The organism is Enterobacter sp. Taxon_8 (assembly GCF_058354585.1).
The window spans coordinates 404,153-425,253 of the sequence record NZ_CM177989.1 but is presented as its reverse complement, the minus strand read 5'-3'; the positions used below and the strand labels follow the sequence as shown (position 1 = coordinate 425,253).

The window sequence follows — 21,101 nt, the reverse complement described above, 5'->3', positions numbered from 1 at the left end:
CCAACTAACCTAAAAAACGGAGCGTTATACGCGACGTTTTTTCGGCGGACGACAACCGTTATGAGGGATCGGAGTCACATCAGTAATATTCGTGATGCGGAAACCAGCGGCGTTCAGAGCGCGAACAGTAGATTCACGACCCGGACCCGGACCTTTAACCATAACTTCCAGATTCTTGATGCCGTATTCTTTTACGGCTTCAGCGCAACGCTCTGCTGCAACCTGAGCTGCGAACGGAGTGGATTTGCGAGAACCACGGAAACCGGAACCACCGGCTGTTGCCCAACCCAATGCGTTACCCTGACGATCAGTAATAGTAACGATGGTGTTGTTGAAAGAAGCATGGATATGAGCCACGCCGTCAGAGACTTGTTTTCTTACACGTTTACGTGCACGAACTGGTGCCTTTGCCATTATTCAATCACCCCGATTATTTCTTGATCGGTTTGCGCGGACCCTTACGGGTACGTGCGTTGGTCTTAGTACGCTGACCGCGCACTGGCAGACCACGACGATGACGCAAACCGCGATAGCAACCAAGATCCATCAGGCGCTTGATGCTCATGCTGATTTCACGGCGCAGATCACCTTCAACGACAAATTTGGCAACTTCGTCACGCAGCGTGTCGATTTGTTCTTCAGACAGCTCACTGATCTTAACATCTTCAGCGATACCCGCTGCAGCCAGAATGGCTTTAGAACGGGTCTTGCCGACGCCGTAGATCGAAGTTAATGCGATCACAGCATGTTTCTGATCAGGAATGTTAATGCCTGCTATACGGGCCACTATGCACTCCTACTATTTAATATGTACGCACCATGCTGAAAAGCCCGTTTTCAGGATACTCAAATGGAAACGTACAGACATACAAAAGATTGGCTGGCTAATCTAGCCAGCTCAACCCAACTTTGCAAGAAAAATATGCGAAATAATCAGCCTTGGCGCTGTTTATGCTTCGGCTCGGCACTGCAAATCACACGGATGACACCATCACGCTTAACGATTTTGCAGTTACGGCATAATTTCTTGACGGAAGCACGAACTTTCATTTTTACTCTCCGTAACTTCTCAGGCGACCAATTAGCGGCCGTAGCCTTTCAGGTTCGCCTTCTTCAATGCAGACTCATACTGACTGGACATCATCAGAGTTTGCACTTGAGCCATAAAGTCCATAATCACGACAACAACGATAAGCAGTGAGGTCCCACCGAAGTAGAACGGTACTTTCATTGCATCACGCATGAACTCCGGGATCAGGCAGATAAAAGTAATATAGAGCGCACCAACCAAAGTCAGGCGGGTCATTACTTTATCGATATACTTCGCCGTTTGCTCTCCCGGACGAATTCCTGGTACAAATGCACCGGACTTCTTCAGGTTATCTGCTGTTTCACGCGGGTTGAAGACCAACGCCGTGTAGAAGAAACAGAAGAAGATGATCGCAGACGCATAGAGTAACACATAAAGTGGTTGCCCAGGCTGCAAATACAGCGAAATTGTTGTCAGCCAGTTCCAACCAGTACCGCCCCCGAACCATGACGCGATGGTCGCCGGGAACAGAATAATACTGGAAGCGAAGATAGCCGGGATAACCCCCGCCATGTTCACTTTCAGCGGTAAATGTGTGCTCTGTGCAGCATAGACACGACGACCTTGCTGACGTTTAGCGTAGTTCACCACAATGCGGCGTTGACCACGTTCAACGAAGACAACAAAGAACGTCACTGCAAATACTAATACTGCAACCAACAGCAACAGGAGGAAGTGCAGGTCGCCTTGACGCGCTTGCTCGATAGTATGGGCGATGGCTGGCGGGAGGCCCGCAACAATACCGGCGAAGATGATGATTGAGATACCGTTACCGATACCACGCTCAGTAATCTGTTCGCCGAGCCACATCAGGAACATTGTCCCTGTGACCAGACTTACAACAGCGGTGAAGTAGAATGCAAAGCCCGGGTTTAACACCAGGCCCTGCATACCAGGCATATTCGGCAGACCGGTAGCAATACCGATCGACTGGAATATTGCCAGCACCAGAGTACCGTAACGGGTGTACTGACTAATCTTACGACGTCCAGACTCCCCTTCTTTCTTCAACTCTGCCAGGGCCGGATGAACGACCGTCAGCAGCTGGATAATAATAGATGCCGAAATGTACGGCATAATACCCAATGCAAAGATAGAAGCACGGCTGAGAGCACCACCAGAGAACATGTTGAACATTTCAATGATGGTGCCTCGCTGTTGCTCAAGCAGTTTGGCAAGTACAGCGGCATCGATACCAGGGATCGGAATAAAAGAGCCAATACGGAACACAATCAGCGCGCCGATAACAAACAGCAGTCTGCGTTTCAGCTCGCCAAATCCACCTTTGGCACTTTGAAAATCTAATCCCGGTTGCTTAGCCATCTGCTACTTATTCCTCAATTTTACCGCCAGCAGCTTCGATAGCAGCACGAGCACCTTTAGTAACACGCAGGCCACGAACAGTTACCGGAGTAGAAACTTCACCAGCCAGGATCACTTTCGCGAACTCGATCTGAATACCGATAATGTTTGCTGCTTTCAGCGTGTTCAGGTCTACAACGCCGCCTTCAACTTTCGCCAGGTCAGACAGACGGATTTCCGCTGTGATCGCTGCTTTGCGAGAGGTGAAGCCGAACTTCGGCAGACGACGGTACAGTGGCATCTGGCCACCCTCGAAACCGCGACGTACGCCACCGCCAGAACGAGAGTTCTGACCTTTGTGACCACGACCACCAGTTTTACCGAGGCCAGAACCGATACCACGACCCAGGCGTTTACCCGCCTTTTTAGAGCCTTCGGCCGGAGACAGAGTATTTAAACGCATCTCTTACTCCTCAACTTTAACCATGAAGTAAACCGCGTTGACCATACCACGAACAGCAGGAGTATCCTCGCGCTCAACGGTATGACCAATACGACGCAGACCCAGGCCAAGCAGCGTTGCCTTGTGTTTCGGCAGACGACCGATTGCACTGCGGGTTTGAGTGATTTTAATAGTCTTTGCCATGGTCAATTACCCCAGAATTTCTTCAACGGATTTACCACGCTTGGCAGCGACCATTTCTGGAGAATTCATATTTTCCAGGCCATCAATAGTTGCACGAACCACGTTGATCGGGTTGGTGGAACCATATGCTTTAGCCAGAACGTTATGAACCCCAGCAACTTCCAGAACGGCGCGCATTGCACCACCGGCGATGATACCGGTACCTTCTGAAGCTGGCTGCATGAATACACGAGAACCCGTGTGAACACCTTTAACTGGGTGCTGCAGGGTGCCGTTGTTCAGCGCGACGTTAATCATGTTGCGACGGGCTTTTTCCATCGCTTTCTGGATCGCTGCTGGAACTTCACGCGCTTTACCGTAACCAAAACCAACGCGACCGTTACCATCGCCTACTACAGTCAGAGCTGTGAAGGAGAAAATACGACCACCTTTAACGGTTTTAGATACGCGGTTTACCGCGATCAGCTTTTCCTGCAGTTCGCCAGCCTGTTTTTCGATGTGAGCCATCTTACACCTCTACCTTAGAACTGAAGGCCAGCTTCACGGGCAGCATCTGCCAGTGCCTGGACACGACCATGATATTGGAACCCGGAACGGTCAAAGGAAACATTGCTGATGCCTTTTTCCAGAGCGCGTTCAGCAACAGCTTTACCTACAGCTGCAGCGGCGTCTTTGTTACCGGTGTACTTCAATTGTTCTGAGATAGCTTTTTCTACAGTAGAAGCAGCTACCAGAACTTCAGAACCGTTCGGTGCAATTACCTGTGCGTAAATATGACGCGGGGTACGATGTACCACCAGGCGAGTTGCACCCAGCTCTTTGAGCTTGCGGCGTGCGCGGGTCGCACGACGGATACGAGCAGATTTCTTATCCATAGTGTTACCTTACTTCTTCTTAGCCTCTTTGGTACGCACGACTTCGTCGGCGTAACGAACACCCTTGCCTTTGTAAGGCTCAGGACGACGGTAGGCGCGCAGATCTGCTGCAACCTGACCGATCAGCTGTTTATCAGCGCCTTTCAGCACGATTTCAGTCTGAGTCGGGCATTCTGCAGTGATACCGGCCGGCAGCGGATGCTCAACAGGGTGTGAGAAGCCCAGAGACAGGCCTACTGCATTCCCTTTGATAGCTGCACGATAACCTACACCAACCAGCTGAAGCTTTTTAGTGAAGCCTTCGGTAACACCAACAACCATTGAGTTCAGCAGGGCACGCGCGGTACCAGCCTGAGCCCATCCATCCACGAAACCATCACGTGGACCGAAGGTCAGAGCGTTATCTGCATGTTTAACTTCAACAGCTTTGTTGAGGGTACGAGTCAGCTCGCCGTTTTTACCTTTGATCGTAATAACCTGACCGTCGATTTTTACATCAACGCCGGCAGGAATAACGACCGGTGCTTTAGCAACACGAGACATTCTTTCCTCCGATTAGGCTACGTAGCAGATAATTTCGCCACCAAGACCAGCCTGGCGCGCTGCACGATCAGTCATAACACCTTTAGAGGTAGAAACAACTGCGATACCAAGACCAGCCATAACTTTTGGCAGCTCATCTTTTTTCTTATAGATGCGCAGGCCTGGGCGGCTGACACGCTGAATGCTTTCTACAACAGCTTTACCCTGGAAATACTTGAGAGTAAGTTCCAGTTCCGGCTTGGTGTCGCCTTCAACTTTAAAATCTTCGATAAAACCTTCTTCCTTCAGCACGTTGGCAATTGCCACTTTCAGCTTGGCGGAAGGCATGGTGACCGCAACTTTGTTCGCGGCCTGACCGTTACGGATACGGGTCAGCATATCCGCGATCGGATCTTGCATGCTCATCTGTCTTTACTCCCGTGATTCAATTGGTAATTACCAGCTAGCCTTTTTCAAGCCTGGCACTTCACCGCGCATGGCGGCTTCACGCAGTTTGATACGGCTCAACCCAAACTTGCCCACATAACCATGTGGACGACCTGTTTGACGACAGCGGTTACGCTGACGAGACGGGCTGGAATCACGCGGCAGAGACTGCAGCTTGAGAACCGCATTCCAACGATCTTCGTCGGAAGCGTTCACATCAGAAATGATCGCTTTCAGTTCAGCGCGTTTAGCGAAGAATTTATCAGCTAAAGCTACGCGCTTTACTTCGCGTGCTTTCATTGATTGCTTAGCCATTCAGTAACCCTACCTTACTTGCGGAACGGGAAGTCAAAGGCAGCCAGCAGAGCACGGCCTTCTTCGTCAGATTTCGCAGTAGTGGTAATGGTAATATCCAAACCACGCACGCGGTCGACTTTATCGTAGTCGATTTCTGGGAAGATGATCTGCTCACGGACACCCATGCTGTAGTTACCACGACCGTCGAAAGACTTAGCGGACAAGCCACGGAAGTCACGGATACGTGGAACAGCAATAGTGATCAGGCGCTCAAAGAACTCCCACATGCGTTCGCCACGCAGAGTTACTTTACAGCCGATCGGATAGCCCTGACGGATTTTGAAGCCTGCAACAGATTTGCGTGCTTTGGTGATCAGCGGTTTTTGACCGGAGATTGCTGTCAGGTCAGCTGCTGCGTTATCCAGCAGTTTCTTGTCAGCGATCGCTTCACCAACACCCATGTTCAGGGTGATCTTCTCGACCCGAGGGACTTGCATGACAGAATTGTAGTTAAACTCGGTCATGAGTTTTTTAACTACTTCGTCTTTGTAGTAATCATGCAGTTTCGCCATCGTACTACTCCAAATTACTTGATAGTTTCGCTGTTAGACTTGAAGAAACGGACTTTTTTGCCGTCTTCGAATCTAAAGCCTACACGGTCAGCCTTGCCGGTAGCCGCATTGAAGATTGCAACGTTAGAAACCTGAATAGCAGCTTCTTTTTCAACGATGCCACCTGGTTGGTTCAGGGCCGGAACCGGCTTCTGATGTTTCTTAACCAGGTTGATACCTTCAACGACAAGTTTGCCGGAAGACAGAACATTTTTTACTTTACCGCGTTTACCTTTATCTTTACCGGTTAACACGATAACTTCGTCATCACGACGGATTTTCGCTGCCATGATTCGCTCCTTAGAGTACTTCTGGTGCCAGAGAGATAATTTTCATGAACTTCTCAGTACGAAGTTCACGAGTTACCGGCCCAAAGATACGCGTGCCGATAGGCTGCTCGCTGTTATTGTTTAAAATAACGCATGCATTACCATCGAAGCGAATGACAGAACCGTCAGGGCGACGAACACCCTTCTTGGTGCGCACCACTACCGCCTTCAGCACATCACCTTTTTTGACCTTACCACGTGGAATTGCTTCCTTGATGGTGATCTTGATGATGTCGCCTACGCCTGCGTAGCGACGGTGCGAGCCACCCAGAACCTTGATACACATTACGCGACGTGCACCGGAGTTGTCGGCGACGTTCAGCATAGTCTGTTCTTGGATCATTTTAGTGCTCCGCTAATGTCAACTACTACCTGAGACTCTAAAATCAGAGCCGTTAAAAAGCCCCATATCGAGGGCGCGGCATTATAACACCGCTTCTGCAATATGGGTAGAAAAAATAAACGGCTCATCGCTGAGCCGTTTATTCGTATTGAGAAGGCGTACTGTATTACAGAACCGCTTTCTCTACAACGCGAACCAGCGTCCAGGACTTAGTCTTGGACAGTGGGCGGCATTCACGGATTTCAACCTTGTCGCCGATACCACATTCGTTGTTCTCGTCATGTACGTGCAGTTTGGTCGTACGCTTGATGAATTTACCGTAGATCGGGTGTTTCACAATACGTTCGATAGCTACAACAATGGATTTCTCCATTTTGTCGCTAACAACACGACCTTGCAGAGTACGGATTTTATCGGTCATTACGCACCCGCCTTCTGAGTCAGTAAAGTCTTAACGCGTGCAACATTGCGACGCACTTGCTTCAGCAGGTGAGTCTGTTGCAGCTGGCCACTTGCAGCCTGCATACGCAGGTTGAACTGCTCACGCAGCAGGTTCAGCAGCTCAGCGTTCAGCTCTTCAACGCTTTTTTCACGCAGCTCTTTTGCTTTCATTACATCACCGTCTTAGTTACAAAGGTGGTTTTGATAGGCAGTTTCGCTGCTGCCAGGCCGAAGGCTTCACGGGCCAGCTCTTCCGGAACACCGTCCATTTCATAAAGGACTTTGCCCGGTTGGATCAAGGCAACCCAGTACTCCACGTTACCTTTACCTTTACCCATACGAACTTCCAGCGGCTTCTCGGTGATCGGTTTGTCCGGGAATACACGGATCCAGATCTTACCTTGACGCTTAACTGCACGGGTCATTGCACGACGTGCTGCTTCGATCTGACGTGCAGTCAGACGACCACGGCCAACAGCTTTCAGACCGAAAGTGCCGAAGCTAACATCCGTACCCTGCGCCAGACCACGGTTGCGGCCTTTGTGCACTTTACGGAATTTTGTACGCTTTGGTTGTAACATCAGCGACGCTCCTTATTTACGGCCTTTACGCTGCTGCTTTTTAGGTTGAGCAGCCGGTTTTTCCGGTTGTTCAACAGCAGCCATACCACCCAGGATCTCACCTTTGAAGATCCATACCTTAACGCCGATTACACCGTAAGTGGTGTGCGCTTCAGAGGTGTTGTAGTCGATGTCAGCACGCAGAGTGTGCAGCGGTACGCGACCTTCACGGTACCATTCGGTACGTGCGATTTCCGCGCCGCCCAGACGGCCGCTAACTTCAACTTTGATACCTTTAGCGCCCAGACGCATTGCGTTCTGTACAGCACGCTTCATAGCACGACGGAACATTACACGACGTTCCAGCTGTGAAGTGATGCTGTCAGCAACCAATTTAGCGTCCAGTTCAGGCTTACGAACTTCAGCGATATTGATCTGTGCAGGAACGCCAGCGATATCCGCTACGACCTTGCGCAGTTTTTCTACGTCTTCGCCTTTCTTACCGATAACGATGCCAGGACGAGCAGTGTGAATAGTCACACGGATGCTCTTCGCTGGACGCTCGATAACGATACGAGATACAGACGCTTTAGCCAGTTCCTTAGTCAGGTACTGACGTACTTTAAAATCGCTGTCCAGGTTGTCAGCGAATTCTTTGGTGTTCGCAAACCAGGTAGAGTTCCATGGTTTTACAATACCCAGGCGAATACCATTAGGATGTACTTTCTGACCCATTGCTAGTCTCCAGAGTCTCAGCGATCGGACACAACCACAGTAATGTGGCTGGTGCGCTTCAGGATGCGATCTGCACGACCTTTCGCACGCGGCATAATGCGCTTCATGCTTGGGCCTTCATCTACGAAAATTTTCGCGACTTTCAGATCGTCGATGTCAGCGCCATCGTTGTGTTCAGCGTTAGCAATGGCAGATTCCAGTACTTTCTTGACCAATACCGCAGCTTTCTTGTTGGTATAGGTCAGGATGTCCAGGGCCTGCGACACTTTCTTACCGCGAATCAGGTCAGCAACAAGGCGAACCTTCTGAGCAGAAGAACGAGCATGGCGATGTTGAGCTAAAGTTTCCATCTCTTCCTCCTACCTTATTTCTTCTTCGCTTTTTTATCAGCAGCGTGGCCGCGATAAGTACGAGTCGGTGCGAATTCACCCAGTTTGTGACCAACCATTTCGTCGGTAACAAAGACTGGAACGTGCTGACGACCATTATGGACAGCGATGGTCAAACCGATCATGTTAGGAAAGATCGTTGAACGACGGGACCAAGTGCGCAGGGGCTTCTTGTCTCCGCTTTCCACCGCTTTCTCTACCTTCTTCAGCAAGTGCAGGTCAATAAAAGGACCTTTCTTGAGAGAACGTGGCATGGCTTATCCTCTAAAATTATTTGCTACGGCGACGTACGATAAATTTATCAGTACGCTTGTTGCTGCGGGTCTTCTTACCTTTGGTCTGAACGCCCCACGGAGATACCGGGTGCTTACCAAAGTTACGACCTTCACCACCACCATGTGGGTGATCGACTGGGTTCATCGCAGTACCGCGAACGGTAGGACGAACACCACGCCAGCGTGCAGCACCTGCTTTACCCAGAACGCGCAGCATATGCTCAGCATTGCCAACTTCGCCCAGAGTAGCGCGGCAGTCTGCTTCGACTTTACGCATTTCACCAGAACGCAGACGCAGAGTGACATAAGCACCATCACGAGCAACGATCTGAACGTAAGTACCAGCGGAACGTGCCAGCTGACCGCCTTTACCTGGTTTCATTTCTACGTTATGAACGGTAGAACCAACCGGGATATTGCGCATCGGCAGGGTGTTGCCTGCTTTGATTGCAGCATCAACGCCAGACTGAATCTGGTCGCCAGCTTTCAGGCCTTTAGGGGCCAGGATGTAACGGCGTTCGCCGTCTTTGTACAGAACCAGCGCGATGTTCGCGGAACGGTTCGGATCGTACTCAAGACGTTCAACAACTGCTGGGATACCGTCTTTGTTGCGTTTGAAGTCAACAATACGATAAGCCTGCTTGTGGCCACCACCGATGTGACGAGTGGTGATACGGCCATTGTTGTTACGACCACCGGATTTGCTGTTTTTTTCCAGCAACGGAGCAAAAGGTTTGCCCTTGTGCAGCTCAGGGTTAACCACTTTAACTACGTGGCGACGACCCGGAGATGTCGGTTTACATTTAACAACTGCCATTGTATTACTCCTCCGACTTACTCAGCGCCGCCAACGAAGTCCAGATTCTGGCCTTCTTTCAGGGTGACGTAAGCTTTTTTCCAGTCGCTACGACGACCGATACGCTGTCCGTGACGTTTAACTTTCCCTTTAACTACCAGGGTGTTAACGACTTCGACTTCGACTTCAAACAGTTTCTGCACAGCAGCTTTGATCTCTGCTTTGGTCGCGTCTTTAGCAACTTTGAGAACGATGGTGTTTGTTTTTTCCATCGCAGTAGACGCTTTTTCAGAAACGTGCGGTGCGCGAAGCACCTTCAGCAGACGTTCTTCACGAATCATGCCAGCATCTCCTCAACTTGCTTAACAGCATCAGCAGTCATTACGACTTTGTCGAAGGCGATCAGGCTAACCGGGTCGATACCAGTCGCATCGCGTACGTCAACCTTGTGCAGGTTACGTGCGGCCAGGAACAGGTTCTCGTCCAGCTCACCGGTGATGATCAGCACATCTTCCAGAGCCATGTCTTTCAGTTTCTGTGCCAGCAGCTTAGTTTTAGGCGCTTCAACAGAGAACTTCTCGACAACGATCAGACGATCCTGACGTACCAGTTCGGACAGGATGCTTTTCAGCGCGCCGCGGTACATCTTTTTGTTAACTTTTTGACTGTGGTCCTGTGGACGCGCAGCGAAGGTCACGCCACCTGAACGCCAGATCGGGCTCTTGATAGAACCTGAACGCGCACGGCCGGTACCTTTCTGGCGCCATGGCTTTTTGCCAGAACCAGTTACTTCAGCACGAGTCTTCTGAGCACGAGTACCCTGACGAGCACCAGCTGCATAAGCAACAACAACCTGGTGAACCAGCGCTTCGTTGAAATCACGACCGAAGGTAGTTTCGGAAACAGTCAGCGCGCTCTGCGCGTCTTTCAATACTAATTCCATTGCTATCCCCTTACGCCTTCACAGCTGGTTTAACGATCAGGTCGCTACCGGTTGCACCCGGAACTGCACCTTTAACCAGCAGCAGGTTGCGCTCAGCGTCAACACGTACTACGTCCAGGCTCTGAACGGTTACACGTTCGTTACCCAGCTGACCTGCCATTTTCTTGCCTTTGAACACTTTGCCCGGAGTCTGGTTCTGACCGATAGAACCCGGAACGCGGTGAGACAAGGAGTTACCGTGAGTAGCGTCCTGGGTACGGAAGTTCCAGCGCTTAACGGTACCAGCAAAACCTTTACCTTTAGAGGTACCGGTTACGTCAACTTTTTTAACGTCAGCAAACAACTCAACGCTAATGTCCTGACCTACGGTGAACTCTTCGCCTTCAGCAAGACGGAATTCCCACAGACCACGGCCAGCTTCTACGCCAGCTTTAGCGAAGTGACCCGCTTCTGGTTTGGTTACACGGTTAGCTTTTTTAGCACCAGTGGTAACCTGAATAGCGCGGTAGCCATCGTTAGCCAGATCTTTAACCTGAGTAACGCGGTTTGCTTCAACTTCGATTACGGTTACTGGGATAGAAACGCCATCTTCAGTGAAGATGCGGGTCATACCCACTTTTTTACCGACTAAACCAATCATTGTTTCAACCTCTCAATCGCTCGATGACCTGATTAACCCAGGCTGATCTGCACGTCTACACCGGCAGCCAGATCCAGACGCATCAGAGCATCAACGGTTTTCTCAGTTGGCTCAACGATGTCAACCAGACGCTTGTGAGTGCGGATTTCGTACTGATCGCGCGCGTCTTTGTTAACGTGCGGAGAGATCAGAACGGTGAAGCGCTCTTTGCGGGTCGGCAGCGGGATCGGACCACGGACTTGCGCACCAGTGCGCTTAGCAGTCTCGACGATTTCCGCGGTTGATTGATCGATCAGACGATGATCAAACGCTTTAAGGCGGATACGGATTCTTTGGTTCTGCATGAGACCAGAGCTCCAATTATTTTATAAACGAAAATGATTACTCCTCAAACCCATTACGATTGATGGGAGAGTGTAACCGTTCTTACGTAGCTCCCCAATTGGGAGCATTGTTGAGTAACAAAATGAGCTACTCTGGTTCTGATTGAACCCGCCGTCAATTACGACAAGCCCGCGCATTATACGTAAATCTGGGCAAGACGCAAGTGCCGTTTAGAAATTAAGCGCCAGAGGCGCAGTATTCATAAGAGCGCGCAACATTTTATGCAATGTAATCTGCGTCGATGCTTTGTTTCGAGCCGCTACGCATCTCCGTTTTTTATGCGTTGCCGGCAAGGCCGATTATAACGAGTATGCGCGCAAACCCGCTTGAGGCCTTTTTCATGCTAACCACCCTCCCCTTTCTGCTGATCTATCTTTCGCTGACTGCCTTACTTGTACATGCCGATATTCGCTACGGTCTGCTTCCCGATAAATTTCTCTGCCCGCTGCTATGGGCGGGCCTGCTCTTTCAGCTCTGTATCCATCCGGATTTTCTGCCACGTGCGGTGGTGGGTGCGATGGCCGGATATATTGCCTTTGCCATTATTTACTGGGGCTACTGGTTTATCTGCCGGCGTGAAGGTATGGGATATGGCGATGTAAAATACCTGGCTGCGCTTGGCGCATGGCATGGCTGGTGCGTACTGCCTACGCTGGCGTTGCTTGCAGCACTGATGGCGCTTCTCTGCATTCTTGTTTTTTCGTTAATCCGCCCTGATAAGAAGGCAATAAAAAACCCGCTGCCTTTTGGGCCATTTCTGGCAGCAGCGGGTTTATGCGTTGGCTGGAAGACGTTGCTTATTCTTCCACTTTAATCTGTGACTGAAGATAGTTTTGCAGGCCAATTTTAGCAATGAGATCCAGCTCCGTTTCCAGCCAGTCAATATGGCCTTCTTCATCGGCCAGGATCTGGATCATCATATCGCGACTGACGTAGTCATGTACGCTGTCAGCATATGCAATGGCTTCACGGAGATCTTTGGCACCTTCAAGCTCCAGCCTGAGGTCGGAACGCAGCATCTCTTCGACATCTTCTCCGATGCCCAGCTTGCCGAGATCCTGCAGGTTTGGAATGCCTTCAAGGAATAAAATACGCTCGATATATTTATCAGCGTGTTTCATCTCATCTATAGATTCATGGTACTCAACGTCGTTTAAACGTTTGAGTCCCCAGTTTTTGAGCATTCTCGCGTGAAGAAAGTACTGGTTGATTGCGACAAGCTCATTTCCCAATAATTTATTGAGATAACTTATGATTTTAACATCACCTTTCATTATATAGTCCCTCCGCTTCCACTCATTGAAGCGTAGATCGGGCTACAGGGATGTCAAAAAAAAGATGGGCGCTTACGCGATCTCTTTGTATTCCGGGATCTGCATCAGTTCGTCCTGCATGATCTCTCGCGCAGCACGTACACATTTACCGCATTGATTTCCCACCGGAACAAATTTGCGAAGCTGCTGGAATGACTGGGGCTGGAACTGGCGAACGGCCTGACGTATTTTTTTGTCGCTTACACCATTACATAAACAAACGTACATATAAACTCCCGTTCAAATTATGCGCAAAGTGTAAGTGAGAATGGTTATGATTACAATAGCACAAACGCCAGAATGCGGGGCGGGAGCAGGCAAAAAATGCGAAATTTTGTGACAAATACCTGAGCGGCAGAAAACAAAAAAGGACGCCGAAGCGTCCTTTTTTATTCGGGGATAATTAATTAGCCCAGAACTTTAGCAACAACGCCCGCGCCAACGGTACGGCCGCCTTCACGGATTGCGAAACGCAGACCGTCGTCCATCGCGATTGGGTGGATCAGAGTCACAACCATCTTGATGTTGTCGCCTGGCATTACCATCTCAACGCCTTCTGGCAGTTCGATGGTACCGGTCACGTCAGTTGTACGGAAGTAGAACTGTGGACGGTAGCCTTTGAAGAACGGAGTATGACGGCCGCCTTCGTCTTTGGACAGAATGTACACTTCAGATTCGAACTTGGTGTGTGGCTTGATTGAGCCTGGCTTCGCCAGAACCTGACCACGTTCGATTTCTTCACGTTTGATACCACGCAGCAGAACACCAACGTTCTCACCAGCACGGCCTTCGTCCAGCAGTTTGCGGAACATTTCAACGCCAGTACAGGTAGACTTCGCAGTCTCTTTGATACCAACGATTTCAACTTCTTCACCAACTTTGATGATACCGCGCTCTACACGACCGGTAACAACGGTACCACGACCGGAGATGGAGAATACGTCTTCGATTGGCAGCAGGAATGGCTTGTCAATCGCACGCTCTGGTTCTGGGATGTAAGAATCCAGGAAGCCAGCCAGTTCGATGATTTTCGCTTCCCACTCAGCTTCGCCTTCCAGCGCTTTCAGAGCAGAACCACGAACGATTGGAGTATCGTCGCCTGGGAAATCGTACTGAGACAGCAGTTCACGAACTTCCATCTCTACCAGTTCCAGCAGCTCTTCGTCATCAACCATGTCGCACTTGTTCAGGAACACGATGATGAAAGGAACGCCTACCTGACGACCCAGCAGGATGTGCTCACGAGTCTGAGGCATTGGGCCGTCAGTCGCAGCAACAACCAGGATCGCGCCGTCCATCTGCGCAGCACCGGTGATCATGTTTTTAACATAGTCGGCGTGGCCTGGGCAGTCTACGTGTGCGTAGTGGCGAGTCGGGGTGTCGTACTCAACGTGAGAGGTGTTGATGGTGATACCACGAGCTTTTTCTTCTGGTGCGTTATCGATCTGGTCGAATGCACGAGCAGAACCACCGTAGGTTTTAGCCAGAACGGTAGTGATTGCAGCAGTCAGGGTAGTTTTACCATGGTCAACGTGGCCGATAGTACCAACGTTGACGTGGGGTTTTGTACGTTCAAATTTTTCTTTAGACACGGCTATATTCCTTACTATAGTGCTCTCCCCTCTGGAGAGAGCACGGGACTTAGGTTTTAATCCTGTGGATTACTTACCACGGGCTTCAATAACGGCCTGAGCAACGTTGTTAGGCGCATCATCATACTTCAGGAATTCCATGGTGTATGATGCACGACCTTTGGTCAGAGAACGCAGCTGAGTCGCATATCCGAACATTTCAGACAGCGGAACTTCAGCGTGGATCTTAACGCCAGTTACTTCGGATTCCTGACCACGCAGCATACCGCGACGACGGCTCAAGTCACCGATAACGTCACCGGTGTTCTCTTCAGGAGTTTCTACTTCAACCTTCATGATTGGCTCAAGCAGAACTGGTTTTGCTTTCTTAAAGCCTTCTTTAAAGGCAATAGACGCAGCCAGTTTAAACGCCAGTTCAGAGGAGTCAACGTCGTGGTAAGAACCGAAGTGCAGACGAACACCCATGTCAACAACCGGATAGCCAGCCAGAGGGCCCGCTTTCAGCTGTTCCTGGATGCCTTTATCAACGGCAGGGATGTATTCGCCAGGAATTACACCACCTTTGATGTCGTTGATGAACTCGTAACCTTTCGGGTTAGAGCCCGGCTCCAGTGGGTACATGTCGATCACAACGTGACCGTACTGACCGCGACCACCAGACTGCTTAGCGTGTTTACCTTCAATGTCGGTAACTTTCGCGCGAATCGCTTCGCGGTAAGCAACCTGAGGTTTACCCACGTTCGCTTCAACGTTGAATTCACGCTTCATACGGTCAACGATGATGTCCAGGTGCAGTTCACCCATACCAGCGATGATGGTCTGGTTAGATTCTTCATCAGTCCATACGCGGAATGATGGGTCTTCTTTCGCCAGACGGCCCAGAGCCAGACCCATTTTTTCCTGGTCAGCTTTGGTTTTTGGTTCAACTGCGATGGAGATTACCGGCTCAGGGAATTCCATACGCTCCAGAATGATCGGGTGATCCGGGTCACACAGGGTGTCACCAGTGGTCACGTCTTTCAGACCGATAGCTGCAGCGATGTCGCCCGCACGAACTTCTTTGATCTCTTCACGTTTGTTAGCGTGCATCTGTACGATACGGCCAAAACGTTCACGCGCCGCTTTCACGGAGTTCAGGATGGTGTCACCGGAGTTAACCACACCAGAATAAACGCGGAAGAAGGTCAGGTTACCCACGAATGGGTCGGTAGCAATTTTGAACGCCAGTGCAGAGAATGGCTCTTCGTCGCTTGCGTGACGCTCAGCCGGAGTATCTTTACCGTCGTCCAGGATGCCGTTGATCGCAGGAACGTCAACCGGGGATGGCAGGTAGTCAACTACCGCATCCAGCATCGCCTGAACACCTTTGTTCTTGAACGCAGAACCACAGGTTACCAGGATGATTTCGTTGTTCAGAACGCGCTGACGCAGAGCTTTTTTGATCTCTTCTTCAGTCAGTTCTTCACCACCCAGGTATTTCTCCATCAGCTCTTCAGAAGCTTCAGCAGCGGATTCGATCAGGTTCTGGTGCCATTCGTCAGCCAGGTCCTGCATTGCAGCTGGGATATCTTCGTATTCGAAGGTAACGCCCTGGTCTGCATCGTTCCAGTTGATGGCTTTCATTTTCACCAGGTCGATAACGCCGGTGAAGCCTTCTTCAGCACCAATTGCCAGCTGCAGCGGAACAGGGTTCGCGCCCAGACGGGTTTTGATCTGACCAACAACTTTCAGGAAGTTAGCACCCATACGGTCCATTTTGTTAACGAACGCGATGCGTGGAACTTTATATTTGTTCGCCTGACGCCATACGGTTTCAGACTGTGGCTGAACACCACCAACTGCGCAATAAACCATTACCGCGCCGTCAAGAACACGCATGGAACGTTCTACTTCAATGGTGAAGTCAACGTGCCCTGGGGTGTCGATGATGTTTACGCGATGCGGTTCGTACTGCTTAGCCATACCTGACCAGAATGCAGTAGTCGCTGCGGAGGTGATAGTGATACCACGCTCCTGCTCCTGTTCCATCCAGTCCATGGTGGCTGCGCCGTCATGAACTTCACCGATTTTGTGGTTTACACCGGTGTAGAACAGAATACGTTCGGTAGTAGTGGTTTTACCGGCGTCGATGTGCGCACTGATACCGATGTTACGGTAGCGTGCGATGGGTGTTGTACGAGCCATTTGATTCCTCGTTTATATCTTTAGGCGTTCAGTTAAGTTACCCAGAGCGGGCGGCTTCTCTGAAGCGCCCGCCTGGTGACTAAGACTCCGAAGGGATTACCAACGGTAGTGTGCGAACGCCTTGTTGGCTTCTGCCATACGGTGAACGTCTTCACGTTTCTTAACTGCAGTACCTTTGTTGTCTGCAGCATCAGAAAGTTCGTTCGCCAGACGCAGAGCCATGGATTTATCACCGCGTTTACGAGCAGCTTCAACGATCCAACGCATTGCCAGGGCATTACGACGGACCGGACGAACTTCAACTGGAACCTGATAAGTAGAACCACCAACGCGGCGGGACTTAACTTCTACAGTTGGGCGAACGTTGTCGAGAGCGACTTCGAAAGCTTCCAGTTCATTTTTACCAGAACGCTGAGCCAGGGTCTCAAGCGCGCTGTATACGATTGCTTCTGCAGTAGATTTTTTACCATCTACCATCAGGATATTTACAAATTTTGCCAGCAGTTCTGATCCGAATTTCGGATCTGGAAGAATTTTACGCTGACCAATGACGCGACGACGTGGCATGGGAATACTCCGTTGTTAATTCAGGATTGTCCAAAACTCAAAGAGTTTAGTGTGACATTAAGATAAATCAGTTTGGCCTTACTTAACGGAGAACCATTAAGCCTTAGGACGCTTCACGCCGTACTTGGAGCGAGCCTGCTTACGGTCTTTAACACCTGAGCAGTCCAGCGCACCACGAACGGTGTGGTAACGAACACCCGGAAGGTCTTTAACACGACCGCCACGGATCAGGATCACGGAGTGCTCCTGCAGGTTGTGACCTTCACCACCGATGTAGGAAGTCACTTCGAAACCGTTAGTCAAACGCACACGGCATACTTTACGCAGTGCGGAGTTTGGTTTTTTAGGAGTGGTGGTATATACACGAGTACATACGCCACGTTTCTGCGGGCAGGCTTCCAGCGCAGGCACGTTGCTTTTCGCAACTTTGCGTGCACGTGGTTTGCGTACCAGCTGGTTAACTGTTGCCATTAAATAGCTCCTGGTTTTAGCTTTTGCTTCGTAAACACGTAATAAAACGACCTCATACAATATGAGGACGCGAAATTTTAGGGCTACGTCGAAAAGGTGTCAAGAAATATACAGCGATCTCAAATCACCAGTTCATTTGACTGGCGTGCGTCACAGTAAGATTGACGAAATCAGTATAGCCAACCACGTCAATTTTGGCTGAAATTTGACCAGAAAGACCCCGCGCATCCAGATCGTCCTTCAGCGCAGAGACTGTTATGGGGGCATTCGTGAGAATTTCAACGAAACGACTGCCTTCCAGTGCAGCAAGTACGCCATCCTGAATCAGCAGCAGGTCATCACCGTCGCGCAGCATACTCAGTAACGCGTCGATATCACATTGCCACGGTGAATGGCTCAGAGTATGGAGCATATCAGCCTCAGAAAGTCAGAACGGTGTCGTAGTGGGAAAGGTGTTCGCGCAATGCAGCTGAAGACAGGACTGTCACATCCAGCACGAAAGGCGTCTTATCATCCAAACCGCGAGCGGCCAGCGAATCGGCGCAGACATAAAGGGTTTCGATGTCGTACAGCGGCAGCACTTTAAAGGTAGCGATGTAATCCCGCGCCAGAATGGCCTGAGGCTGTTGCCCAGCCAAAAGCTGAAACACCCCGTCCCCCAAAAAGAAGACGCCGATATCTTCGGTCAGCGCGGACGTTGCAAGTAACGCATCCAGCCCTTCGCGGCCAGAAGCGCTGCCGTGCGGCGCAGACTTAAAAACAAATGCCACACGCTTCATCAGAATTGCACCACTCTGTCGCAGGTTAACGCCGCCTGTGCCAGCGCGCCCAGACCACTTAACGAAAAACCGGGCTGCAGGTTAGAACCCGATAAACCAAGACGCGCAGCTTCGGTTGCATCGGTTACGCCGCGGCGCAGTGCCGCCGCCACGCAGATGTGCAGTTCTACGCCCTGCTTTTCGTTTAATGCCTGCCAGCCGCGCACCACATCAAACTCATCGTTCGCCGGCGACGTAAACTGGTTCGCGTTGTACACCCCTTCCCGATAGAAGAAGACGCTCGCCAGCTCATGTCCGGCCGCCAGCAGCGCATGCGCAAACTGCAGCGCGCTGCTGGCCTGCTGAGTCCCGTACGCCGGGCCTGTCACCATTAACGCAAAACGCATTACTTATCTTGTCCCAGGAAATCACCGCTTTTGAACTGGCGAATATAGAGGTAGACCGTGTGCTTGGAGATGTTCAGACGATCGGCCACCTGGTTGATGGCGTCTTTAATATCAAAAATCCCTTTTTCATAGAGATTGAGCACGATCTGGCGATTCTTGGCGTTGTTCGAGACGTTGCGATCGGCATTCACTTCTTCAATGGTGAACTCAAGCGTCTGAGTGACGAGATCTTCGACGGAAGAGGCAAAGTTAACAGAAGAGCCAACATCCGGCGTTTCTGGTGGAATAAAGGTGCTCATGATCTGCGAGAAAGGCACATCAAGGTTCATGTTGATGCACAGCAGCCCAATCACACGATGCTCGCGGTTTCGAATCGCGATAGTTTCTGATTTCATCAGCACGCCGCTTTTGGCGCGGGTGAAATAGCATTTGGAGACGCTGCTGTCCGCGCCGGTCATGTCATGCAACATACGCAATGCAAGGTCGGTGATTGGCGAACCAATTTTACGGCCAGTATGCTCACCATTCGCAATGCGGATGGCGGAACACTTCAGATCTTGCAGGGAGTGCAATACGATTTCGCAGTGGGAGCCAATGAGCATCGCTAACCCGTCCACTACCGCTTCATAGGATTTCAGAATATCGAAGTCGGTCTGATCGAAAGGACGTTGATCCAGCAAATCAAGTTCACTGGTTTCGTTGGTTAAAAGCGACCTGGACATGAAAAAAACACTCCTTTTCAGGAGCCTGTCGTTAGGTTTTCAGGGCAGGCTCATTATCTACACGGACAACTAAATTAATACAGCGTGTATAGCGCTTTCCAGTGTTAATTATATCTGCCCCACAATAAAAAAACCGCCGCCTGAAAGGCGGCGGTTTTTATCACATTACTTCTTAGCGTCTGTCGCTGCTTTTTCTTCAGCAGGTGCGTCCGCTTTAGCATCCGCTTTCGGTGCCGGTTTGATGTCCAGCAGCTCTACGTCAAAGACCAGCGTAGAGTTGGCTGGGATTCCCGGAACGCCGGTTTTGCCATAGGCCAGATCCGGTGGGATGACCATCTTGATCTTGCCGCCTTTCTTGATGTTTTTCAGGCCTTCAGTCCAGCCAGGGATCACACCATCCAGACGGAAGGAGAGCGGCTCACCACGGGTGTAAGAGTTATCGAACTCTTTACCGTCGATCAGCGTACCTTTGTAGTTCACAACAACGGTGTCGCTGTCTTTAGGCGCATCGCCGGTGCCTTCTTTCTCAACTTTGTACACCAGGCCAGTAGAAGAGGTTTTCACACCCTTCTCTTTAGCAAAGGTATCGCGGTAGGCTTTGCCTTTCGCTTCGTTGTCTTTCGCGTCCGCGTCCATCTTGGTCTGCGCGGCACCCTTCACACGCGCTTCGAACGCCTGCAGAGTCTGTTCAATTTCCTGGTCAGACAGCTTGCTCTTATCTGCAAATGCGTCCTGAACGCCCGCGATCAGCTGAGCTTTATCCAGTTTGATGCCCAGCTTCTCTTGTTCTTTCAGAGAGTTTTCCATGTAACGACCCAGAGATGCGCCCAGTGCGTAGGCGGATTTCTGGTCGTCATTTTTGAACGCCGCTTTGCTGTCTGCAGTGGCAGCAGGCTTCGCAGCAGTATCAGCAGCGAATGACAGCGGCGCGTTCAGCGCAACAGCCATCGTCGTCGCCAGCAGCGTTACTTTAAACAGTGATTTCATCCATATCTCCAGGGCCTGGGGACTCTCACCCCAGCATTAAACGTAAATGAGTGACGTACTATAAAACGTTGCGGAAGAAATCTACAGACAGACACTTCCAATTCTCGCCACTTTTCAGACTATTTTTGTTTAAATAAGTTTCCTGCCAAGGGGATGCAGACTGTACTTAAGGATAAACTCAGTTAAACTGCGCCGCCGCAGTGCCATTATGGTGAATCTGAAACAAACGAGGTGAATGATGAAGGATACAACGATAGAAGCGAGAATGGCTGAGCTGGAAAGCCGCCTGGCTTTTCAGGACATCACCATCGAAGAGCTAAACCAGACCGTAACCGCACATGAGCTCGAAATGGCGAAACTGCGGGATCATATGCGCCTGCTGACGGAAAAGCTGAAGGCTACGCAGCCGTCGAACATTGCCTCTCAGTCAGAAGAGACGCCACCTCCTCATTATTGAGGCGTAAAAAAAGCGGGA

At 50.5% G+C, this 21,101-nt stretch carries 38 protein-coding genes; 2 read left to right on the top strand and 36 right to left on the bottom strand.

From position 1 onward, the window contains the following. Window positions 1-24: 24 nt before the first annotated feature. The 25 genes from rpsK to rpsJ all read right to left on the bottom strand — a co-directional run bounded on the left by rpsK (window position 25) and on the right by rpsJ (window position 11,585). Complete coding sequence (gene rpsK, locus AC4IBF_RS02025; protein WP_003863312.1) at window positions 25-414, bottom strand: 30S ribosomal protein S11; 390 nt, start codon at window positions 412-414, stop codon at window positions 25-27. A gap of 16 nt (window positions 415-430) precedes the next feature. Then, the gene (gene rpsM, locus AC4IBF_RS02020) at window positions 431-787 is read right to left on the bottom strand and encodes a 30S ribosomal protein S13 (RefSeq protein WP_003863308.1); all 357 of its coding nucleotides are present in this window, start codon (window positions 785-787) and stop codon (window positions 431-433) included. A gap of 146 nt (window positions 788-933) precedes the next feature. Beyond that, on the bottom strand, window positions 934-1,050 hold the full coding sequence (gene rpmJ / locus AC4IBF_RS02015) for a 50S ribosomal protein L36 (RefSeq protein ID WP_000868187.1): 117 nt from the start codon (window positions 1,048-1,050) through the stop codon (window positions 934-936). Window positions 1,051-1,081: 31 nt separating this feature from the next. Beyond that, window positions 1,082-2,413: a preprotein translocase subunit SecY gene (gene secY / locus AC4IBF_RS02010; protein WP_003863305.1), complete on the bottom strand. Its 1,332-nt coding sequence runs from the start codon at window positions 2,411-2,413 to the stop codon at window positions 1,082-1,084. Between the two features lie 7 nt (window positions 2,414-2,420). Next, entirely contained in the window at window positions 2,421-2,855 is a 435-nt protein-coding gene (gene rplO, locus AC4IBF_RS02005; protein ID WP_003863304.1) for a 50S ribosomal protein L15, read from the bottom strand. Window positions 2,856-2,858: 3 nt separating this feature from the next. Continuing rightward, window positions 2,859-3,038: a 50S ribosomal protein L30 gene (rpmD, locus tag AC4IBF_RS02000; protein ID WP_003863301.1), complete on the bottom strand. Its 180-nt coding sequence runs from the start codon at window positions 3,036-3,038 to the stop codon at window positions 2,859-2,861. 6 nt (window positions 3,039-3,044) lie between these two features. Next, window positions 3,045-3,545, bottom strand: a complete 501-nt coding sequence (gene rpsE, locus AC4IBF_RS01995; RefSeq protein WP_003863299.1) for a 30S ribosomal protein S5 — start codon at window positions 3,543-3,545, stop codon at window positions 3,045-3,047. Between the two features lie 14 nt (window positions 3,546-3,559). Beyond that, the gene (gene rplR / locus AC4IBF_RS01990; RefSeq protein ID WP_003863297.1) at window positions 3,560-3,913 is read right to left on the bottom strand and encodes a 50S ribosomal protein L18; all 354 of its coding nucleotides are present in this window, start codon (window positions 3,911-3,913) and stop codon (window positions 3,560-3,562) included. A gap of 9 nt (window positions 3,914-3,922) precedes the next feature. Next, complete coding sequence (rplF, locus tag AC4IBF_RS01985; RefSeq protein WP_003863296.1) at window positions 3,923-4,456, bottom strand: 50S ribosomal protein L6; 534 nt, start codon at window positions 4,454-4,456, stop codon at window positions 3,923-3,925. 12 nt (window positions 4,457-4,468) lie between these two features. Then, window positions 4,469-4,861 carry a 30S ribosomal protein S8 gene (gene rpsH, locus AC4IBF_RS01980; RefSeq protein WP_006178918.1) on the bottom strand — a complete coding sequence of 131 codons (393 nt, stop codon included), beginning with the start codon at window positions 4,859-4,861 and terminating at the stop codon, window positions 4,469-4,471. A 30-nt stretch (window positions 4,862-4,891) separates the two neighbouring features. Then, on the bottom strand, window positions 4,892-5,197 hold the full coding sequence (rpsN, locus tag AC4IBF_RS01975; protein WP_003863291.1) for a 30S ribosomal protein S14: 306 nt from the start codon (window positions 5,195-5,197) through the stop codon (window positions 4,892-4,894). Window positions 5,198-5,211: 14 nt separating this feature from the next. Beyond that, the gene (gene rplE, locus AC4IBF_RS01970; protein ID WP_001096202.1) at window positions 5,212-5,751 is read right to left on the bottom strand and encodes a 50S ribosomal protein L5; all 540 of its coding nucleotides are present in this window, start codon (window positions 5,749-5,751) and stop codon (window positions 5,212-5,214) included. A 14-nt stretch (window positions 5,752-5,765) separates the two neighbouring features. After that, window positions 5,766-6,080, bottom strand: a complete 315-nt coding sequence (gene rplX / locus AC4IBF_RS01965; protein WP_003863287.1) for a 50S ribosomal protein L24 — start codon at window positions 6,078-6,080, stop codon at window positions 5,766-5,768. Between the two features lie 10 nt (window positions 6,081-6,090). Beyond that, entirely contained in the window at window positions 6,091-6,462 is a 372-nt protein-coding gene (gene rplN, locus AC4IBF_RS01960; RefSeq protein ID WP_002919748.1) for a 50S ribosomal protein L14, read from the bottom strand. Between the two features lie 166 nt (window positions 6,463-6,628). Beyond that, the gene (gene rpsQ / locus AC4IBF_RS01955) at window positions 6,629-6,883 is read right to left on the bottom strand and encodes a 30S ribosomal protein S17 (protein WP_008503489.1); all 255 of its coding nucleotides are present in this window, start codon (window positions 6,881-6,883) and stop codon (window positions 6,629-6,631) included. Further along, on the bottom strand, window positions 6,883-7,074 hold the full coding sequence (gene rpmC / locus AC4IBF_RS01950; RefSeq protein ID WP_003863282.1) for a 50S ribosomal protein L29: 192 nt from the start codon (window positions 7,072-7,074) through the stop codon (window positions 6,883-6,885). Before rpmC ends, rpsQ begins: the two co-directional genes overlap by 1 nt. Next, window positions 7,074-7,484: a 50S ribosomal protein L16 gene (rplP, locus tag AC4IBF_RS01945; RefSeq protein ID WP_002919759.1), complete on the bottom strand. Its 411-nt coding sequence runs from the start codon at window positions 7,482-7,484 to the stop codon at window positions 7,074-7,076. Before rplP ends, rpmC begins: the two co-directional genes overlap by 1 nt. Before the next feature lie 12 nt (window positions 7,485-7,496). Continuing rightward, window positions 7,497-8,198 carry a 30S ribosomal protein S3 gene (gene rpsC / locus AC4IBF_RS01940; RefSeq protein ID WP_000529945.1) on the bottom strand — a complete coding sequence of 234 codons (702 nt, stop codon included), beginning with the start codon at window positions 8,196-8,198 and terminating at the stop codon, window positions 7,497-7,499. A gap of 17 nt (window positions 8,199-8,215) precedes the next feature. Beyond that, window positions 8,216-8,548, bottom strand: coding sequence for a 50S ribosomal protein L22 (rplV, locus tag AC4IBF_RS01935; protein WP_002919773.1), 333 nt, complete (start codon window positions 8,546-8,548; stop codon window positions 8,216-8,218). A gap of 14 nt (window positions 8,549-8,562) precedes the next feature. Next, the gene (gene rpsS, locus AC4IBF_RS01930; RefSeq protein ID WP_001138117.1) at window positions 8,563-8,841 is read right to left on the bottom strand and encodes a 30S ribosomal protein S19; all 279 of its coding nucleotides are present in this window, start codon (window positions 8,839-8,841) and stop codon (window positions 8,563-8,565) included. A 16-nt stretch (window positions 8,842-8,857) separates the two neighbouring features. Next, window positions 8,858-9,679, bottom strand: a complete 822-nt coding sequence (rplB, locus tag AC4IBF_RS01925) for a 50S ribosomal protein L2 (RefSeq protein ID WP_008457150.1) — start codon at window positions 9,677-9,679, stop codon at window positions 8,858-8,860. A gap of 17 nt (window positions 9,680-9,696) precedes the next feature. Then, window positions 9,697-9,999, bottom strand: coding sequence for a 50S ribosomal protein L23 (gene rplW / locus AC4IBF_RS01920; RefSeq protein WP_000617546.1), 303 nt, complete (start codon window positions 9,997-9,999; stop codon window positions 9,697-9,699). Further along, complete coding sequence (rplD, locus tag AC4IBF_RS01915) at window positions 9,996-10,601, bottom strand: 50S ribosomal protein L4 (protein WP_000424395.1); 606 nt, start codon at window positions 10,599-10,601, stop codon at window positions 9,996-9,998. The genes rplW and rplD overlap by 4 nt, the downstream gene beginning before the upstream one ends. Window positions 10,602-10,611: 10 nt before the next feature. Then, window positions 10,612-11,241 (bottom strand): 50S ribosomal protein L3, encoded by a 630-nt coding sequence (rplC, locus tag AC4IBF_RS01910; RefSeq protein ID WP_003863274.1) that lies wholly within the window; start codon window positions 11,239-11,241, stop codon window positions 10,612-10,614. Window positions 11,242-11,273: 32 nt separating this feature from the next. After that, on the bottom strand, window positions 11,274-11,585 hold the full coding sequence (gene rpsJ, locus AC4IBF_RS01905) for a 30S ribosomal protein S10 (protein ID WP_001181005.1): 312 nt from the start codon (window positions 11,583-11,585) through the stop codon (window positions 11,274-11,276). A gap of 380 nt (window positions 11,586-11,965) precedes the next feature. On the opposite strand from rpsJ, the gene AC4IBF_RS01900 reads away from it, so the two are divergent. Further along, window positions 11,966-12,439, top strand: a complete 474-nt coding sequence (locus tag AC4IBF_RS01900) for a prepilin peptidase (RefSeq protein WP_133295476.1) — start codon at window positions 11,966-11,968, stop codon at window positions 12,437-12,439. Here the strand turns inward: AC4IBF_RS01900 and bfr are convergent. The 11 genes from bfr to fkpA all read right to left on the bottom strand — a co-directional run bounded on the left by bfr (window position 12,423) and on the right by fkpA (window position 20,626). Continuing rightward, on the bottom strand, window positions 12,423-12,899 hold the full coding sequence (gene bfr / locus AC4IBF_RS01895; RefSeq protein WP_143345607.1) for a bacterioferritin: 477 nt from the start codon (window positions 12,897-12,899) through the stop codon (window positions 12,423-12,425). The two genes, AC4IBF_RS01900 and bfr, sit on opposite strands and share 17 nt — an antisense overlap. Before the next feature lie 72 nt (window positions 12,900-12,971). Further along, a complete protein-coding gene (gene bfd, locus AC4IBF_RS01890; protein WP_008503493.1) occupies window positions 12,972-13,166 on the bottom strand; it encodes a bacterioferritin-associated ferredoxin in 195 nt (64 codons plus the stop codon). A 179-nt stretch (window positions 13,167-13,345) separates the two neighbouring features. Further along, window positions 13,346-14,530, bottom strand: a complete 1,185-nt coding sequence (gene tuf, locus AC4IBF_RS01885) for an elongation factor Tu (RefSeq protein ID WP_014068448.1) — start codon at window positions 14,528-14,530, stop codon at window positions 13,346-13,348. A gap of 69 nt (window positions 14,531-14,599) precedes the next feature. Further along, a complete protein-coding gene (fusA, locus tag AC4IBF_RS01880; RefSeq protein WP_008503004.1) occupies window positions 14,600-16,714 on the bottom strand; it encodes an elongation factor G in 2,115 nt (704 codons plus the stop codon). A gap of 96 nt (window positions 16,715-16,810) precedes the next feature. Next, entirely contained in the window at window positions 16,811-17,281 is a 471-nt protein-coding gene (gene rpsG / locus AC4IBF_RS01875; RefSeq protein WP_004106370.1) for a 30S ribosomal protein S7, read from the bottom strand. Window positions 17,282-17,377: 96 nt separating this feature from the next. Next, window positions 17,378-17,752: a 30S ribosomal protein S12 gene (gene rpsL, locus AC4IBF_RS01870; RefSeq protein ID WP_000246815.1), complete on the bottom strand. Its 375-nt coding sequence runs from the start codon at window positions 17,750-17,752 to the stop codon at window positions 17,378-17,380. Window positions 17,753-17,876: 124 nt separating this feature from the next. Further along, window positions 17,877-18,164, bottom strand: coding sequence for a sulfurtransferase complex subunit TusB (tusB, locus tag AC4IBF_RS01865; protein ID WP_045909310.1), 288 nt, complete (start codon window positions 18,162-18,164; stop codon window positions 17,877-17,879). A 7-nt stretch (window positions 18,165-18,171) separates the two neighbouring features. Further along, on the bottom strand, window positions 18,172-18,531 hold the full coding sequence (gene tusC, locus AC4IBF_RS01860; RefSeq protein WP_111963791.1) for a sulfurtransferase complex subunit TusC: 360 nt from the start codon (window positions 18,529-18,531) through the stop codon (window positions 18,172-18,174). Further along, the gene (tusD, locus tag AC4IBF_RS01855; protein WP_115876878.1) at window positions 18,531-18,917 is read right to left on the bottom strand and encodes a sulfurtransferase complex subunit TusD; all 387 of its coding nucleotides are present in this window, start codon (window positions 18,915-18,917) and stop codon (window positions 18,531-18,533) included. Before tusD ends, tusC begins: the two co-directional genes overlap by 1 nt. Beyond that, the gene (locus AC4IBF_RS01850; protein WP_003861697.1) at window positions 18,917-19,639 is read right to left on the bottom strand and encodes a helix-turn-helix transcriptional regulator; all 723 of its coding nucleotides are present in this window, start codon (window positions 19,637-19,639) and stop codon (window positions 18,917-18,919) included. The genes tusD and AC4IBF_RS01850 overlap by 1 nt, the downstream gene beginning before the upstream one ends. Before the next feature lie 165 nt (window positions 19,640-19,804). After that, on the bottom strand, window positions 19,805-20,626 hold the full coding sequence (gene fkpA / locus AC4IBF_RS01845) for an FKBP-type peptidyl-prolyl cis-trans isomerase (protein ID WP_111963789.1): 822 nt from the start codon (window positions 20,624-20,626) through the stop codon (window positions 19,805-19,807). 238 nt (window positions 20,627-20,864) lie between these two features. Here fkpA and AC4IBF_RS01840 point away from each other — a divergent pair, with 238 nt between their 5' ends. Next, window positions 20,865-21,083: a protein SlyX gene (locus AC4IBF_RS01840; protein ID WP_008503009.1), complete on the top strand. Its 219-nt coding sequence runs from the start codon at window positions 20,865-20,867 to the stop codon at window positions 21,081-21,083. The last annotated feature ends 18 nt before the right edge of the window (window positions 21,084-21,101 follow it).

What these genes read in the sequence shown, in the direction of transcription:
- rpsK (WP_003863312.1), bottom strand. Translation starts at nt 414, where the DNA reads ATGGCAAAGGCACCAGTTCGTGCACGTAAACGTGTAAGAAAACAAGTC.
- rpmJ (WP_000868187.1), bottom strand. Translation starts at nt 1,050, where the DNA reads ATGAAAGTTCGTGCTTCCGTCAAGAAATTATGCCGTAACTGCAAAATC.
- secY (WP_003863305.1), bottom strand. Translation starts at nt 2,413, where the DNA reads ATGGCTAAGCAACCGGGATTAGATTTTCAAAGTGCCAAAGGTGGATTT.
- rplO (WP_003863304.1), bottom strand. Translation starts at nt 2,855, where the DNA reads ATGCGTTTAAATACTCTGTCTCCGGCCGAAGGCTCTAAAAAGGCGGGT.
- rpmD (WP_003863301.1), bottom strand. Translation starts at nt 3,038, where the DNA reads ATGGCAAAGACTATTAAAATCACTCAAACCCGCAGTGCAATCGGTCGT.
- rpsE (WP_003863299.1), bottom strand. Translation starts at nt 3,545, where the DNA reads ATGGCTCACATCGAAAAACAGGCTGGCGAACTGCAGGAAAAGCTGATC.
- rplR (WP_003863297.1), bottom strand. Translation starts at nt 3,913, where the DNA reads ATGGATAAGAAATCTGCTCGTATCCGTCGTGCGACCCGCGCACGCCGC.
- rplF (WP_003863296.1), bottom strand. Translation starts at nt 4,456, where the DNA reads ATGTCTCGTGTTGCTAAAGCACCGGTCGTTATTCCTGCCGGCGTTGAT.
- rpsH (WP_006178918.1), bottom strand. Translation starts at nt 4,861, where the DNA reads ATGAGCATGCAAGATCCGATCGCGGATATGCTGACCCGTATCCGTAAC.
- rpsN (WP_003863291.1), bottom strand. Translation starts at nt 5,197, where the DNA reads ATGGCTAAGCAATCAATGAAAGCACGCGAAGTAAAGCGCGTAGCTTTA.
- rplE (WP_001096202.1), bottom strand. Translation starts at nt 5,751, where the DNA reads ATGGCGAAACTGCATGATTACTACAAAGACGAAGTAGTTAAAAAACTC.
- rplX (WP_003863287.1), bottom strand. Translation starts at nt 6,080, where the DNA reads ATGGCAGCGAAAATCCGTCGTGATGACGAAGTTATCGTGTTAACCGGT.
- rplN (WP_002919748.1), bottom strand. Translation starts at nt 6,462, where the DNA reads ATGATCCAAGAACAGACTATGCTGAACGTCGCCGACAACTCCGGTGCA.
- rpsQ (WP_008503489.1), bottom strand. Translation starts at nt 6,883, where the DNA reads ATGACCGATAAAATCCGTACTCTGCAAGGTCGTGTTGTTAGCGACAAA.
- rpmC (WP_003863282.1), bottom strand. Translation starts at nt 7,074, where the DNA reads ATGAAAGCAAAAGAGCTGCGTGAAAAAAGCGTTGAAGAGCTGAACGCT.
- rplP (WP_002919759.1), bottom strand. Translation starts at nt 7,484, where the DNA reads ATGTTACAACCAAAGCGTACAAAATTCCGTAAAGTGCACAAAGGCCGC.
- rpsC (WP_000529945.1), bottom strand. Translation starts at nt 8,198, where the DNA reads ATGGGTCAGAAAGTACATCCTAATGGTATTCGCCTGGGTATTGTAAAA.
- rplV (WP_002919773.1), bottom strand. Translation starts at nt 8,548, where the DNA reads ATGGAAACTTTAGCTCAACATCGCCATGCTCGTTCTTCTGCTCAGAAG.
- rpsS (WP_001138117.1), bottom strand. Translation starts at nt 8,841, where the DNA reads ATGCCACGTTCTCTCAAGAAAGGTCCTTTTATTGACCTGCACTTGCTG.
- rplB (WP_008457150.1), bottom strand. Translation starts at nt 9,679, where the DNA reads ATGGCAGTTGTTAAATGTAAACCGACATCTCCGGGTCGTCGCCACGTA.
- rplW (WP_000617546.1), bottom strand. Translation starts at nt 9,999, where the DNA reads ATGATTCGTGAAGAACGTCTGCTGAAGGTGCTTCGCGCACCGCACGTT.
- rplD (WP_000424395.1), bottom strand. Translation starts at nt 10,601, where the DNA reads ATGGAATTAGTATTGAAAGACGCGCAGAGCGCGCTGACTGTTTCCGAA.
- rplC (WP_003863274.1), bottom strand. Translation starts at nt 11,241, where the DNA reads ATGATTGGTTTAGTCGGTAAAAAAGTGGGTATGACCCGCATCTTCACT.
- rpsJ (WP_001181005.1), bottom strand. Translation starts at nt 11,585, where the DNA reads ATGCAGAACCAAAGAATCCGTATCCGCCTTAAAGCGTTTGATCATCGT.
- AC4IBF_RS01900 (WP_133295476.1), top strand. Translation starts at nt 11,966, where the DNA reads ATGCTAACCACCCTCCCCTTTCTGCTGATCTATCTTTCGCTGACTGCC.
- bfr (WP_143345607.1), bottom strand. Translation starts at nt 12,899, where the DNA reads ATGAAAGGTGATGTTAAAATCATAAGTTATCTCAATAAATTATTGGGA.
- bfd (WP_008503493.1), bottom strand. Translation starts at nt 13,166, where the DNA reads ATGTACGTTTGTTTATGTAATGGTGTAAGCGACAAAAAAATACGTCAG.
- fusA (WP_008503004.1), bottom strand. Translation starts at nt 16,714, where the DNA reads ATGGCTCGTACAACACCCATCGCACGCTACCGTAACATCGGTATCAGT.
- rpsG (WP_004106370.1), bottom strand. Translation starts at nt 17,281, where the DNA reads ATGCCACGTCGTCGCGTCATTGGTCAGCGTAAAATTCTTCCAGATCCG.
- rpsL (WP_000246815.1), bottom strand. Translation starts at nt 17,752, where the DNA reads ATGGCAACAGTTAACCAGCTGGTACGCAAACCACGTGCACGCAAAGTT.
- tusB (WP_045909310.1), bottom strand. Translation starts at nt 18,164, where the DNA reads ATGCTCCATACTCTGAGCCATTCACCGTGGCAATGTGATATCGACGCG.
- tusC (WP_111963791.1), bottom strand. Translation starts at nt 18,531, where the DNA reads ATGAAGCGTGTGGCATTTGTTTTTAAGTCTGCGCCGCACGGCAGCGCT.
- tusD (WP_115876878.1), bottom strand. Translation starts at nt 18,917, where the DNA reads ATGCGTTTTGCGTTAATGGTGACAGGCCCGGCGTACGGGACTCAGCAG.
- AC4IBF_RS01850 (WP_003861697.1), bottom strand. Translation starts at nt 19,639, where the DNA reads ATGTCCAGGTCGCTTTTAACCAACGAAACCAGTGAACTTGATTTGCTG.
- fkpA (WP_111963789.1), bottom strand. Translation starts at nt 20,626, where the DNA reads ATGAAATCACTGTTTAAAGTAACGCTGCTGGCGACGACGATGGCTGTT.
- AC4IBF_RS01840 (WP_008503009.1), top strand. Translation starts at nt 20,865, where the DNA reads ATGAAGGATACAACGATAGAAGCGAGAATGGCTGAGCTGGAAAGCCGC.